The sequence below is a fragment of the Caulobacter sp. ErkDOM-E genome, from assembly GCF_048541895.1.
Classification (GTDB): domain Bacteria; phylum Pseudomonadota; class Alphaproteobacteria; order Caulobacterales; family Caulobacteraceae; genus Caulobacter.
This window is the reverse complement of sequence record NZ_CP183331.1, coordinates 257,028-270,232: the sequence shown is the minus strand read 5'-3', so window position 1 is coordinate 270,232 and position 13,205 is coordinate 257,028. Positions and strand designations below refer to the sequence as shown.

The window sequence follows — 13,205 nt, the reverse complement described above, 5'->3', positions numbered from 1 at the left end:
GGTCGGGGCCGGCAGCGGCTAGCCGACTGTCACATCGGGGGGCTATAGGACGGGCGTAGCGTCGCGCCTTCCTCCGGACGTCGTCCAGACCGAGGCTTCCCATGTCGCACGCACAGCAGACACCCCCGCCCCATCCCGGCATGGGCTTCAGGCAGTTCGTCGCCCTGATCGCGGCGATGATGGCGACCAACGCCCTGGCCATTGACTCGATGCTGCCGGCCCTGCCGCAGATCGGCCATGCCCTGGGCGTGGCCAGCGCCAACCAGCATCAGTGGATCATCACCGCCTATCTGCTGGGCTTTGGCGCGGCGCAGCTGTTCTACGGCCCACTGGCCGACCGTTTCGGGCGCAAGCCGGTGCTGATGATCGGCCTGGCCCTCTATGTGCTGTTCGCCGGTCTGTGCGCCTTTTCCACCTCGTTCGAGATGCTGCTGATCGCCCGGGCCCTGTGCGGCGTGGGCGCGGCCGCCACCCGGGTGCTGTCGGTGTCGATCGTCCGCGACTGCTATAGCGGCCGGGAGATGGCCAAGGTGATGTCGCTGTCGTTCATCGTCTTCCTGGCCGTGCCAATCATCGCGCCTTCGGTGGGCCAGGCCATTGTGCTGGTCGCGCCGTGGCCGTGGATCTTCCTGGTCCTGGCGATCTTCGGCCTGCTTGTCATCGCCTGGGCGGCGATCAAGCTGCCCGAGACCCTGCATCCGCAGGACCGTGTTCCGCTGGAGGCTGCGCCCGTGCTCGCGGCCTTCAAGGCCTGCCTGACCAACCGCGTCGCTATCGGCTACACCCTGGCCTCCACCCTGGTGCTGGCCGGCCTGTTCGGCTTCCTCAACTCGGCCCAGCAGGTCTTTGTCGACGTGCTGGGGGCGGGCAAGCTGTTCACCGTCATCTTCGCCGGCATTGCAGGGGGCATCGCCATCGCCTCGCTGGTCAATTCCAGGATCGTCGGCAAGCTGGGCATGCGGCGGGTCTCGCACGTGGCCCTGTGCGGCTACATCGCGTTCGCCGCCGTCCACGCGGTGATCGCCCTGACCGGCCACGAGACCCTGTGGACCTTCGCCATCCTGCAGACCTGCATGATGTTCTGCTTTGGCCTGACGATGTCGAACTTCGGCGCGCTGGCCATGGAGCCCCTGGGCCATCTGGCCGGCACGGCGGCCTCGGTGCAGGGGTTCATCACCACCATTGGCGGCGCGCTGTTCGGCTTCTGGATCGGCCAGCTGTTCGACGGCACCGTGGCGCCCCTGACCCTGGGCTTCACCGGCTTTGGTCTGGCGGGCCTGATCGCCGTGCTGATCACCGAAAAGGGCCGGCTGTTCCACGCCGGGTCCGAGGCCGCCTAGAGCGAAACGCGCGATACAAGAATCGCGCGTTTCGCTCTAGCTTTTTGTTTTCGCATCGTTTTTGCGGAAAACCGGCATCCACTTTTCCGCACGATGCTCTAGGCGGCGACGGCGCGGTCCAGCGCGTCATAGAGTGCGCGGATGTCCAGCGGCTTGGCCAGCCAGTCGGTCATGCCGGCGTCGCGGCAGGCCTGGACCTCCTCGGCCGCCACCCCGGCGCTGAAGCCGATCACCGGCGTGTCGCGATTGAGACCGACGCCCGCCCGCAGTCGCCGGGTCGCCTCGCAGCCGTCCAGGCCGGGCATGTTGACGTCCATCAGCACGATGTCGAACCGTTCGGCGGCAAGATACTTCAATGCCGACAGGCCGTCCGAGGCCGTCGACAAGGTCACGCCCAGCGGTTCAAGCACCAGGGCCAGGGTGCGGCGGTTCACCTCGTGGTCGTCGACGGCCAGGACCCTCAGGGTCGAGATCTGCGGCGCCGCGCCGTCGTCACGCGCCGTGCCGACCACACTCTCCGAGCTACCCTCCGGCAGGGTCAGGGTCAGGCGGAAGATCGCGCCGCGGGGCACGGCCGCCCGGGCGTCCAGCTCACCCCCCATAAGCCGCGCCAGTTCCCGGCTTACGGTCAGGCCCAGGCCCGTGCCGCCATAGGTGCGCGCGGTTTCCTGCGAGGCCTGGCTGTAGGGCGTGAACAGGCGGGCCATGGCCTCGGGCGCGATGCCCGCGCCATTGTCCTGCACCTCGATGACGATCTGCAGCAGGCCGTCCGCCAGCGGCTCCACCGCCAGACGCAGGTCAATGACCCCCTCGTCGCTGAACTTCACGGCGTTGGACAGCAGGTTGTTGAGAATCTGCCTCAGGCGGAACGGATCGCCCTGGACCCAGACTGGCGCCTGATCGCCTGACCCCTGGCGCAGAACCAGCCCCTTGGCGACGGCCTGGGCGGTCCAGAACCGGGTGGCGTCACCCAGCGCCCCCAGCAGGTCGAAATTGCGGGTTTCCAGACTCATGGCCCGGGCCTCGATCTTGGCCTGGTCCAGCATGTCGGTCAGCAGTCCGGTCATCAGATGGCCGGCGTCGACGATCAGGTCTGCGGTGGCGGCCGTCTGCGCCGGGTGCGAGCCCCGACGGATCAGGTGGGCGCCGGCCAGGATCGCGGACAGCGGCGTCCGCAGCTCATGACTGACAATGGCCGCCATGGCCGCTCGGTCAGCCACCGCCGCCTCGGCCTGGATACGGCGCGCATCCGCTTCCTCATGGGCCGCGATCACGGCCTTGCGGGCCTGATGCAGTCGCTGCCAGGTGCTGTGCACCGCTATGGTGAAGAAGACCACCATCGTCGCCAGGATCGCCACCTGGCCATAGGGGGTGCGCCACCACATCGGCAGGGTCGCCAGACTGACCACATAGGGCGCGGCCCCCAGATAGAACAGCGGTCGGCTGTCGACGCCCGAGGCGACATTGTTCAGCAGGCCGCCGGCCAGCAGAAACAGGGCCAGGGCCATCAGAGACGGCTGGTCGCTGTACCAGAGGATCGCCGCGGCTCCGGCGTGGACCGTCGCCATGGTCAGGACAGAGACCAGCATCAGCAGGGCCCAGGCCTCGACGTGACGGGTCGGCATGCGCCCCTTGGCGAAGGGCCTGACCGCGATGAACTCCAGGGCCTGGACCGACAGGCTGGACAGCAGCCACATCCCGATCAGGTCATCACGCGAGGCCAGATGCAGGGCCCAGCTCAACAGGACCATCACACCGAGACGCGTAAAGACCTGCTTGTAACGCTCATCGGCATTGGCGGGCAGATAGGGCAGCAGGGCTGTCAGAAACTTGGACATGAACCGTCTCCCATCCTCTGGCCTAGGGCGAAACTGGCAAAGGAGACGTAAACGCTGGGCCCTAGTCCAGCAGGCGCTCTAGCGTTTTGAGTTCATCGGCCTCCCGGGCCGGCTTGTCCCAGCGGATTCGACTGATGCGCGGAAAGCGCATGGCGACCCCTGACTTGTGCCGGGTCGAGCGTTGCAGGCCCTCGAACGCCACCTCGAACACCAGGCCAAAGCCCTCGTCGGCCCGCACCGAGCGGACCGGTCCGAACCGCTCAACCGTGTTGTCACGCACGAATTTGTCGATCTGCTTGAGCTCGTCATCCGTGAAGCCGAAATAGGCCTTGCCCACCGGGGTCAGGGACCGGTCGCCCCGCTCGTCCTCGCGCCAGACGCCGAAGGTGTAGTCGGAATAGAAGCTCGAGCGCCGGCCGTGGCCGCGTTGGGCGTACATCAGCACCGCGTCGATCAACCGCGGATCGCGCTTCCACTTGAACCACGGCCCCTTGGGGCGACCGGGCTCATAGACGCTGTCGCGGCGCTTGAACATCAGGCCTTCGGCGAGCCGTGCATCCCCCTCGGGCGGCTCTCCGCGCAGGACGGCCAGGGCTTCCCAGGTCTCGAACGGCTGCAGCGGCGACAGGTCGATGCGCGGGCTGGCGATCCTGGCCACGAAGGCCTCCAGCCGTTCTCGGCGCGCTGTGAAGGGCAACGACCGCAGGTCGGTCTCGCCGTCCAGCAGCAGGTCATAGGCGCGGATGCCGGCGGGAAAGGCCGCTAGCTGTTTGGCGTCGACCGTCTTGCGGTTCAGGCGCTGCTGCAGATCGCCGAACGAGGCCAGGGCTCCGTCGCGGATCACCAGCAGCTCGCCGTCCAGCGCGCCGTCGAAATCCAGCGCCGCCAGAACGTCGGGAAAGGTCGCCGAGATGTCGTCGCCGGTGCGCGTATAGAGCCGCCGCTCGCCGCGCTCCGAAACCGCCTGCACGCGGATGCCGTCCCATTTCCACTCGGCCACGTAGTCGGCCGGGTCGAGCCTGGCGAAATCCACGGCCTCGTCGATGGCCTGGGCCAGCATTACCGGCCGGAAGCGACCCGGCGCGTCGGGCGAAGGCCGCTCCGAGCGCCCCTCCAGCCAGGCGAACAGGTCGCCGTAAGGCGGCTCCAGCGCATGCCAGACCTCCTCGATCTGCCCGATCTCGACCTTGCCCAGATTGGCGCAGGCCTGCTTGGCCAGCCGCGCCGAAACCCCCACCCGCAGGCCCCCGGTCATCAGTTTCAGCAGCGCCCAGCGGCCGTCGGGATCCAGGGCGTCCAGCCAGTCCTCGATCAGCCGCTGGACCTCGCCGCGCGAGGCGGTGCGAAGGACCTCGACCACCTCGGAAAGCTCCGGCTCCCGATTGGGGCCCGGCCGCGTGGGCCAGACCAGGGCGACGGTCTCGGCCAGATCGCCGACAAAGTCATAGGACCAGGCGAACAGCTGGGCGTCCATCCGCGCCTCGATCGCCTTGCGGATGAAGGCCGGCTTGGCCGCCGAGAACGACAGGGCCCCGGTCAGGGCCGCTAGGGCGAAACCCCGGTCGGGATCAGGCTGGCCGCGCAGAAAGTCCTCGATCAGGGTCAGCTTGGCGTTGCGCGAGCTGGTCAGGGACAGCCGGTCCAGCAGGTGGGCGAAGGCGCGCATGGACATCGAACGCCTCCCCTCGGCTCCGGTTCAGGTCATCTCGACGGGTCAGGCCGAACGGGCTTCGTCCAGCTGGCCCAGGATCATGATCTTCTGCCAGATCTTGCGGCCCAGGTCCGAGGTCAGGGTCTCGATGTCGTTGACGGCCGAAACAATGACCGGATCATCGCTCTCGCCGGCATAGAGGGCCGCCAGCTTGGCGGTCAGGGCCAGCATCTCGGCGCAATAGTCCAGATAGCGGGCCAGCTGGAAGCGGTTCATCTCGCGCACCGGCGAGGACGGCGTTCGCGGCCCCAGCACCAGGGTCGGGTCCTTGGTCAGCTGGTGCATGTCGATGACGTGGGCGAACGAGCGCAGCTCATGCAGGGCCTTCTGCACCCGACCGCGCTTCCAGCGGGTTTCCAGCGAGACCAGGAACCAGGCTGCGGCGCCCGACAGCAGGATCAGATTGACCGCCGGCTCCAGCCCCTGGGCCAGGCGCAGCGCGTCGGCGCCGCGCAGGGTGGCCAGCCAGTCCAGCCGGGCGATCAGGGCCAGCTCGGCCAGGATCGCGACCAGCACCACGGCCAGAACCAGAAGGCGCAGCCCCAGATAGGGTCGCGATAGCCGCCTGGCCCTCTGGGCGGTGGTCCGCGCCGTCAGGGTCAACTGCTCGCAGACCTGGGCCAGACCGGAGTCGGGAAAGCGCTCGGCGACGCGGATGCGCAGATGGTCCAGCGTGTCGACCACCTTGGCCGCATCCAGCTTTCGCGCGCCGTTGTCCCTGGCCATCGGATCCCCCATTGCGGGCCGACGCTATCATGCCGAGGGCGCTTGCGGTCAATTCAAACACATGTTTGAATTGCGCATCGGAGACCGGCCATGACCTTCCAGCCGCCAGAGCCCTTCACGCTTCACACGCGTCACAGCCCCCTGACCACGCCATGGGAGCCGCTCTATGCCGATATCCGCGAGGACCGCTGGGTGCTGGGGATCGAGATCCGCGAGCCCCACACCAATTCGCGCGGCGCCCCGCATGGCGGCCTGATCGCCGCCCTGGCCGACAACGCCATGGGCCTGTCGTGCGGCGTGATGCTGAAGGCGCTGAACATCCCGTCCAGCGGACTGGTCACGGTCTGCCTGAGCCTGGACTATCTGGGCGCGGCGAAGCTGGGCCAGTGGCTGACGTTCGACACCGACTTCATCAAGCCCGGCAAGAGCCTGTGCTACGCCGACGCCACGGTGCGGGCCGACGGCAAGCCGGTGGCGCGGGCCCATGCGACGTTCAAGGTGGCCGGCGCTTAAGGCCGGCGGACGGACGTTTGGCTCCAGACGCGCCTACAGCCCTGGTGGCGGCGGCGCCAGGATCTCGCGCTTGCCGGCGTGGTTGGCGGCGCCGACCACGCCCTCCTTCTCCATCCGCTCCATCAGGGACGCAGCCCGGTTGTAGCCGATCTGCAGGCGGCGCTGGATGTAGCTGGTCGAGGCCTTGCGGTCGCGGGTGACCACGGCCACGGCGTGGTCGTAGAGGTCGTTGGCCCCGCCCTCGCCGCCAAAGGCGCCTTCGATGGCCTCTTCCTGTTCCTCGTCGCCGCCGGCGGTGACCTCTTCCAGATAGTTGGGCGTGCCCTGGTCGCGCAGGAACCTGGCCACGGCCTCGACCTCGCCGTCGCTGACGAACGGACCGTGCAGGCGCGTGACCCGCCCGCCGCCGGCCATGTAGAGCATGTCGCCCTGACCCAGCAGCTGCTCGGCGCCCTGTTCGCCCAGGATGGTGCGGGCGTCGATCTTGCTGGTCACCTGGAAGCTGATCCGGGTGGGGAAGTTGGCCTTGATGGTGCCGGTGATCACGTCGACCGACGGACGCTGGGTGGCCATGATCAGGTGGATGCCGGCGGCGCGGGCCATCTGGGCCAGGCGCTGGACGGCGCCTTCGATATCCTTGCCGGCCACCATCATCAGGTCGGCGACCTCGTCGATCACCACGACCAGATAGGGCATGGGCTCGGGACGGATCTGCTCGGTCTCGTAGATCGGCCGGCCGGCGTCGTCGAACCCGGTCTGAACGGTGCGCTCGAAATGCTCGCCCTTGTCGAGGGCCTCATTAGCCTTGTCGTTGAAGCCGCCGATGTTGCGCACGCCGATCTTGGACATCCGCCGATAGCGGTCCTCCATCTCGCGCACGGTCCATTTCAGGGCGACGATGGCCTTCTTCGGATCGGTGACGACGGGGGCCAGCAGGTGCGGGATGCCGTCATAGACGGACAGTTCCAGCATCTTGGGGTCGATCATGATGAAGCGGCACTTGTCCGGCGGCAGCTTGTAGAGGATCGACAGGATGATGGCGTTGACCCCCACCGACTTGCCCGAGCCGGTGGTGCCGGCGATCAGCAGGTGGGGCATCTTGGCCAGGTCGGCGATATAGGGCTCGCCGCCGATGGTCTCGCCCAGGGCCATGGGCAGGATCGACGTGGACTTGTCGTAGTCGTTGCTGGACAGCAGGTCGCGCAGATAGACCGTCTCGCGCTTGGAATTGGGCATCTCGATGCCGATGGCGTTGCGGCCCTGGGCCACGGCCACGCGGCACGAGATCACGCTCATCGAGCGGGCAATGTCGTCGGCCAGAGCCACGACCCGGGCGGTCTTGACGCCAGGCGCGGGCACCAGCTCGTACATGGTGACCACGGGACCGGGACGGATCTGGTCGATCTGGCCCTTGACCCCGAACTCGGCCAGCACGCTTTCCAGCAGGCGGGCGTTCTGGCGCAGGGCGGCGGCGTCGACCTCGGACGAGCGCGGCTTGGCCTTGGCCAGCATGGCCAGTTCGGGCAGCTGGAAGCCGCCATCGTCGGTGAAGTTGAAGGCCTTCTGCTGTTCGCGCTGCTCGCGGCCGCTGTCCTTGGGCAGGGTCTTGGGCTTGGCGATGGCCAGCGGACGGTTGTGCGCGGAGTCCGGGAAGTCGTCGTCTTCGTCGGCGATGACCGGCGGCGCGGGCGGCGTGTAAGCCTGCTCGGGCGGTTCGACTTCCGGACGGGCCGGACGGCGCGGCGGGATCGGGGTCTCGGCTGGGGCCTTGCGAGCCCGCTTGGGCGGCGGCGCGGCGACCGGCTCGGGCTCGGCGCGTTCGCGCGGCTGCAGGGCGCCGCCGACGGCGTGGGCGATGGCCTCGGGATCGAAACGGCGGAAGCCGATGGCGTAGCCCAGCGCGATGGCGGCGCCGATGGCCAGCAGGATGGCGGCGATCAGTCGGGCGCCAGGCACGCGGGCGAAATCGAAGATGGCGGCGATCAGGTGCAGCAGGCCGTCGCCCCAGAACCCGCCCAGGCCCTTTTCCAGCGGCCAGGCGGCCGGCGGGGCCGGCGCCGACAGCAGACCGGCCAGGGCCAGCAGGCCCAGGGTCCCGATTCCGGCGCGCTGACGCAGGTCGCGCCGCTCGGCGGCCGGATCAGCCTGCGATACGCGGGTGACGCCAAACACCAGCATCAGCAGGGCCGCGCCCCAACCGGCCAGGCCCAAGGACTGGATCATGATATCGGCCACGGCCGCGCCCGCCCCGCCCAGGGCGTTGGTCGGGCTTTGGCCCGTGGCGGCGTTCAGGCTGGGATCGGCGGCGTTATAGGTGGCGACGGCCAGCAGCAGGCCGGCGCCCACCACGGTGACCAGACCGCCGCGGAACCGCGCCGACCAGGGCTGGGCCCAGCCGTAGCGGATCGCATCCCAGAAGAGCTCCGCCGTTGTACGCCGCGCCGCTCGCGCCATGAAACACCCCAAGCACCAAGTCCAGCCGGGATGTTGTGCGCCAAGAGGGTTAAGGGGCGTTTACGCTGATCGTCATCGAGACGATTCAGATGGTCGCGGGTCTTGCGCCGGGGAGAGCGGGTTGGATCATCCCGCCTCGCCTGCGAGACGGCGCTATCCTTACATCTCACGGCGAGATGATCGCCGGAGCGGAAGGGGCAGGAGTAAAGACATGACCATCGACTACACGACGCTGGACTCGCCCCTGCCCCATCCGGGCGAACTGTTGCGCGAGGACTATCTGCCCGCCTTCAACCTGACCGCTGGCGCCCTGGCCAAAGCGATAGGTTTGAAGGATCGCAGCCGTATCGAACAGCTGGTGCGCGAGCAGCGCTCAATCACGGCTGACACCGCCCTACGCCTGGGCAAGGCTTTCGGAACCTCGGCAGAATACTGGATGAACCTCCAAGCCCAGCACGACCTTTCCCGCGATGCGACCGCCAGCCGGGACGCCCTGGCGGCTATCCAGCCGCTGGCCGCGGCGTAGATCGGTCGGGATCTGAGCCCGAGAAAGCGGACATTCTGATCGTCTGGGGAGGCGGGTGAGCGGTCATTGTTGTCGAACGCCAACGAGCGCATGTCGCTAACCTTTGAAAGGTAGAGACACGCCTAAATAGTCGTATCACCAAGCTGCAACCTATGTTGCTCGCCAGTTCGGCAGCGCAGGATGCCGCGAGTCCAAATCTATGCAAGCCAGGAGCGAGAAGTTGATGATCCAACTAAATTGGCAGTGCCCATTTGTGCTGGCTGCCGTGCTTCTATTGCTCCCAGAACTTTCGGTCGCTGATGGCTTAGCGCGCGCTGCCCAGGTCATCACCTCGACGGACGTTCCGACACCTGCTGAAGCTCAGGCGCAGGGGCACTATGGAACTGTTGGGGTGGCGGGCGTGATCGATGAATCGGGATCGATCGTAGACCTGACTGTCTCGCAGTCCTCTCGCTCTCCTATTCTTGATGCTGCAGCTCTCTCCGGCGTGTCGAAGTGGAAATTTACGCCAGCGCTTGATCCCAACGGTCAACCGGTAAGTAAGAAATTCCGAACTGAGGTAGAGTTCGATCCACTAGATTTGGCCGATCTACCATTATACACATGTCAGAAAGTTACAGTAGAAACAGTTTGGTATATGCAGGCTTTCCCTGAAAAAGGTAACAATGAAAGTAGGATGTACTCATTATTGCGAGGGATGGGCGCGATCCTTGGTCGCGGCGAAATTCCTTCTGATCCCGCGCAATTCAAGAAGGTTTGGGACAAAACTATCGATGCCTGCCGCACATTGCCGCGCGCGCCCTTCGTTAAAAAGTTTGTCGAACAAGCTCGGTAGATACGCCGCTGGCTAAACTTGAACGTTCGCAACGGGTCGAAAACGGCCTGCGCCGTTCCCAAGCGCCCCCTAAGCCGCCTCAAACCTCAGCGGGCCGCCCCAGAAGCTCTCGACCAGACCGTTCTGCGGCCCCGGCTCGCCGGTGGTCAGGAAAACCCGGCTGCCGCCCGTCCCCGGATCCAGCTCCGGATGACGCTCCAGATAGAGCTCCAGCGCGTCCGCCGTCGCGGCGGGCTGCTGGATCAGCGGTGTGCCGGCCGGCAGGGCGGCGCGGAAGATGTCGGCGATGATCTCGTAGTGGGTGCAGCCCAGCACCACCCGGTCCGGATGGCGACCGATGCGGGTCTTCAGGGCCTGGACATGGGCCTCGACGGCCTTGGCCAGTTCGACGGCGCCGGCGTCGGCCTCGATCATCGGAACCAGGTCGCCGCAGGGCTGGGAGAACACCGCCAGGTCCTGTTTACGCTTGTCGATCTCGATCTCGTAGACGCGCGAGCGGGCCGTGGCGGGGGTGGAGAACACGCCCAGCACGTCCAGCTGTTCGACCTTGTCGCCGCGCCGCTCGGCCTCGTGCTCCCACGGCAGGCCGGTGGCCGCCTCGATGGTCGGCACGATGATGCCCAGGATGTTGACGGGGCGGCCCAGTTGCTTGCGATAGCCCGGCAGCCAAGTCTGCTGCAGACGGCGCAGAGCGATGGCGCTGGCGGTGTTGCAGGCCAGAACGACCAGACTGGCCCCGGTCTCGAACAGGCGCTCGCAGCCGGCGCGCGTGAGATCGACGATCTCCTCGCCGGTGCGCACGCCATAGGGCGCGTTGGCCTGGTCGGCCAGATAGGTGAAATCCGCCTGCGGGAGGCGTTGCACGAGAGCGCGGTGGACGGAAAGACCGCCAACCCCTGAGTCAAAGACGCCGATGGACATGGCGCTGGTTTAGCCTTGCCCGCGCGTTTCGTCCACGCTGCCACGCTGCCGCTTTTCGGCCGAGGTCAAAGGTTACGGTCCTGTCATGTGACGGCGGCCCGGGGCTGGCCTAGGGTCGCCGCCAACACTTCCACCGGAGATCATCCGTGCAACGTCGTACCTTCCTCGCATCAGCCGCCGCCACCGGCGTCGCCGCGACCCTCAATCCGAGTTTCGCCATGGCCGCCGACGGCAATCCCATGCTCGCCAAGTGGACGGGCCCCTATGGCGGCGTGCCGGCCTTCGACAAGGTCAAGGTCGCCGACTTCAAGCCGGCCCTGGAAGCGGCCATGGCCAAGAACCTGGCCGAGATCGACGCCATCACCGCCAACACCGCCGCGCCGACCTTCGACAACACCATCGCCGCCCTGGAAGACAGCGGCCGGACCCTGTCGGACCTCTACTGCTATTACGGCATCTGGGGCGGCAATATGAGCACGCCGGAGTTCCAGACGGTCGAGGAGGAGATGGACCCCAAGCTGGCCAGCTTCGGCGACAAGATCACCCAGAACGCCGCGCTCTTCAAACGCATCGAGACGATCTACAATTCGCCGGACAAGGCCAAGCTGACCTCCGAGCAGCAGCGCGTGCTATGGATCTACTACACCAACTTCGTGCGGGCCGGCGCCAAGCTCGACCCCGCCGCCAAGGCCCGGGTCGCGGCGATCAACACCGAGATGGCCGGCTATTTCACCAAGTTCAGCCAGAACCTGCTGGCCGACGAAAACACCTATATCGAGCTGACGCAGGCCGATCTAGTCGGCCTGCCCGACTCACTGAAAGGCAATGCAGCGTCCAATGCCGCGCAGCGCAAGCTGGCGGGCAAGTCCATCATCGTCAACACGCGCTCCAGCGTGGACCCCTACCTGACCTATTCGCCGGTGCGCGCCACCCGCGAGAAGGTCTGGAAAGCCTTCGTCAATCGCGGCGATGGCGGCGGCGCCACCGACAACAACGCCCTGATCGCCAAGATCCTCAAGCTGCGCGTCGAGCGCGCCAAGCTGCTGGGCTTCAAGACCCACGCCCACTGGCGCCTGGAAAACGCCATGGCCAAGACGCCTGAACGGGCCATGGCCCTGATGGAGGCGGTGTGGACCCCGGCCATTGCCCAGGTGGCCATCGATGTGGCGGCCATGCAGGCCATCGTCGATGCGGAAAAGGGCGGCTTCAAGATCGAGCCGTGGGACTATCGCTACTATGCCGAGAAGGTCCGCAAGGCCAAGTACGACCTCGATATGAACGAGGTGAAGCCGTACATGCAGCTGGAAAAGCTGCGCGAGGCGATGTTCTGGGCCTCGGGCGAGGTCTATGGCTTCCAGTACAGCAAGGTCGAAGGCCTGCCGGTCTATCACGAGGACATCACCGTCTATGAGGTGACCCGCGCCGGCAAGCATGTGGGCCTGTGGTACTTTGATCCCTATGCCCGCGAGGGCAAGCGCTCGGGCGCGTGGATGAACGCCTATCGCACCCAAGAGCGGTTCAAGGGCGAGATCACCACGCTGGTGTCCAACAATTCCAACTTCATCAAGGGCGCGCCCGGCGAGCCGGTGCTGATCTCGTGGGATGACGCCACCACCCTGTTCCACGAATTTGGCCACGCCATCCATGGCCTGAACGCCAACGCCACCTATCCGACCGTGTCGGGCACCAACGTGGCGCGCGACTATGTGGAGTTCCCCAGCCAGCTGAACGAGCACTGGCTGCCGACCCCGCAGGTGCTGAGCAAGTTCTGCGTCCACTACAAGACCGGCGAGCCGATCCCCCAGGCCCTGGTCGACAAGATCAAGGCCGCCGACAAGTTCAACCAGGGCTTCGCCACCACCGAATACCTGGCCAGCGCCCTGATCGACATGAAGCTGCACCTGGCCGGCGACGTCGACATCGATCCGGACAAGTTCGAGCGCGACGAGCTGACGAAGCTGGGCATGCCCAGGGAGATCGTCATGCGCCACCGCACGCCGCAGTTCGGTCACGTCTTCTCCGGCGACGGCTATTCGGCCGGCTATTACAGCTATCTGTGGGCCGACACCCTGACCGCCGATGTCGCCGAGGCCTTCCAGGAGGCTCCCGGCGGCTTCTACGACAAGCCGACCGGCCAGCGGCTGATCGACACCATCATGTCCAAGGGCAATTCGGTCGATCCGGTCGACCAGTTCAAGGCCTTCCGCGGCCGCGACGTGAAGATCGGCGCCCTGATGCGCGATCGTGGCTTCCCGGTGCCGCCGGGGGCTTAAGCGCCGCTCTCACCTCCAAAAAGCTTGTCATCCCGGAAGCCTCGCAGAGGCTATCCGGGACCCAGGGG

The 13,205-nt window shown here is 66.6% G+C and carries 10 protein-coding genes; 5 read left to right on the top strand and 5 right to left on the bottom strand.

Annotation, left to right across the window (positions count from 1 at the left end; translation table 11 throughout):
- Nucleotides 1-140: 140 nt before the first annotated feature.
- The gene (locus ACN2C7_RS01395; RefSeq protein WP_419321520.1) at nucleotides 141-1,340 is read left to right on the top strand and encodes a multidrug effflux MFS transporter; all 1,200 of its coding nucleotides are present in this window, start codon (nucleotides 141-143) and stop codon (nucleotides 1,338-1,340) included.
- Between the two features lie 98 nt (nucleotides 1,341-1,438).
- Here the strand turns inward: ACN2C7_RS01395 and ACN2C7_RS01390 are convergent, their stop codons facing one another.
- From ACN2C7_RS01390 to ACN2C7_RS01380, 3 genes are all read right to left on the bottom strand, one after another.
- Nucleotides 1,439-3,178: an ATP-binding protein gene (locus ACN2C7_RS01390; RefSeq protein ID WP_419319406.1), complete on the bottom strand. Its 1,740-nt coding sequence runs from the start codon at nucleotides 3,176-3,178 to the stop codon at nucleotides 1,439-1,441.
- A gap of 61 nt (nucleotides 3,179-3,239) precedes the next feature.
- Nucleotides 3,240-4,850 (bottom strand): cisplatin damage response ATP-dependent DNA ligase, encoded by a 1,611-nt coding sequence (locus ACN2C7_RS01385; protein ID WP_419319405.1) that lies wholly within the window; start codon nucleotides 4,848-4,850, stop codon nucleotides 3,240-3,242.
- Between the two features lie 42 nt (nucleotides 4,851-4,892).
- On the bottom strand, nucleotides 4,893-5,615 hold the full coding sequence (locus ACN2C7_RS01380; RefSeq protein ID WP_419319404.1) for a hypothetical protein: 723 nt from the start codon (nucleotides 5,613-5,615) through the stop codon (nucleotides 4,893-4,895).
- A gap of 90 nt (nucleotides 5,616-5,705) precedes the next feature.
- Between ACN2C7_RS01380 and ACN2C7_RS01375 the strand changes: the two genes are divergently transcribed.
- Nucleotides 5,706-6,128, top strand: coding sequence for a PaaI family thioesterase (locus ACN2C7_RS01375; RefSeq protein WP_419319403.1), 423 nt, complete (start codon nucleotides 5,706-5,708; stop codon nucleotides 6,126-6,128).
- Between the two features lie 33 nt (nucleotides 6,129-6,161).
- Here ACN2C7_RS01375 and ACN2C7_RS01370 read toward each other — a convergent pair whose 3' ends face one another.
- On the bottom strand, nucleotides 6,162-8,582 hold the full coding sequence (locus tag ACN2C7_RS01370) for a DNA translocase FtsK 4TM domain-containing protein (RefSeq protein ID WP_419319402.1): 2,421 nt from the start codon (nucleotides 8,580-8,582) through the stop codon (nucleotides 6,162-6,164).
- A gap of 211 nt (nucleotides 8,583-8,793) precedes the next feature.
- Here ACN2C7_RS01370 and ACN2C7_RS01365 point away from each other — a divergent pair, with 211 nt between their 5' ends.
- A complete protein-coding gene (locus ACN2C7_RS01365) occupies nucleotides 8,794-9,108 on the top strand; it encodes a HigA family addiction module antitoxin (RefSeq protein WP_419319401.1) in 315 nt (104 codons plus the stop codon).
- A 223-nt stretch (nucleotides 9,109-9,331) separates the two neighbouring features.
- Entirely contained in the window at nucleotides 9,332-9,943 is a 612-nt protein-coding gene (locus ACN2C7_RS01360) for an energy transducer TonB (protein WP_419319400.1), read from the top strand.
- Nucleotides 9,944-10,012: 69 nt separating this feature from the next.
- On the opposite strand, the gene ACN2C7_RS01355 is transcribed toward ACN2C7_RS01360, so the two are convergent.
- Nucleotides 10,013-10,864: a glutamate racemase gene (locus ACN2C7_RS01355; RefSeq protein WP_419319399.1), complete on the bottom strand. Its 852-nt coding sequence runs from the start codon at nucleotides 10,862-10,864 to the stop codon at nucleotides 10,013-10,015.
- A 146-nt stretch (nucleotides 10,865-11,010) separates the two neighbouring features.
- Between ACN2C7_RS01355 and ACN2C7_RS01350 the strand changes: the two genes are divergently transcribed.
- The gene (locus tag ACN2C7_RS01350; RefSeq protein ID WP_419319398.1) at nucleotides 11,011-13,137 is read left to right on the top strand and encodes a M3 family metallopeptidase; all 2,127 of its coding nucleotides are present in this window, start codon (nucleotides 11,011-11,013) and stop codon (nucleotides 13,135-13,137) included.
- Nucleotides 13,138-13,205 lie beyond the last annotated feature (68 nt).

What these genes read in the sequence shown, in the direction of transcription:
- ACN2C7_RS01395 (WP_419321520.1), top strand. Translation starts at nt 141, where the DNA reads ATGGGCTTCAGGCAGTTCGTCGCCCTGATCGCGGCGATGATGGCGACC.
- ACN2C7_RS01390 (WP_419319406.1), bottom strand. Translation starts at nt 3,178, where the DNA reads ATGTCCAAGTTTCTGACAGCCCTGCTGCCCTATCTGCCCGCCAATGCC.
- ACN2C7_RS01385 (WP_419319405.1), bottom strand. Translation starts at nt 4,850, where the DNA reads ATGTCCATGCGCGCCTTCGCCCACCTGCTGGACCGGCTGTCCCTGACC.
- ACN2C7_RS01380 (WP_419319404.1), bottom strand. Translation starts at nt 5,615, where the DNA reads ATGGCCAGGGACAACGGCGCGCGAAAGCTGGATGCGGCCAAGGTGGTC.
- ACN2C7_RS01375 (WP_419319403.1), top strand. Translation starts at nt 5,706, where the DNA reads ATGACCTTCCAGCCGCCAGAGCCCTTCACGCTTCACACGCGTCACAGC.
- ACN2C7_RS01370 (WP_419319402.1), bottom strand. Translation starts at nt 8,582, where the DNA reads ATGGCGCGAGCGGCGCGGCGTACAACGGCGGAGCTCTTCTGGGATGCG.
- ACN2C7_RS01365 (WP_419319401.1), top strand. Translation starts at nt 8,794, where the DNA reads ATGACCATCGACTACACGACGCTGGACTCGCCCCTGCCCCATCCGGGC.
- ACN2C7_RS01360 (WP_419319400.1), top strand. Translation starts at nt 9,332, where the DNA reads ATGATCCAACTAAATTGGCAGTGCCCATTTGTGCTGGCTGCCGTGCTT.
- ACN2C7_RS01355 (WP_419319399.1), bottom strand. Translation starts at nt 10,864, where the DNA reads ATGTCCATCGGCGTCTTTGACTCAGGGGTTGGCGGTCTTTCCGTCCAC.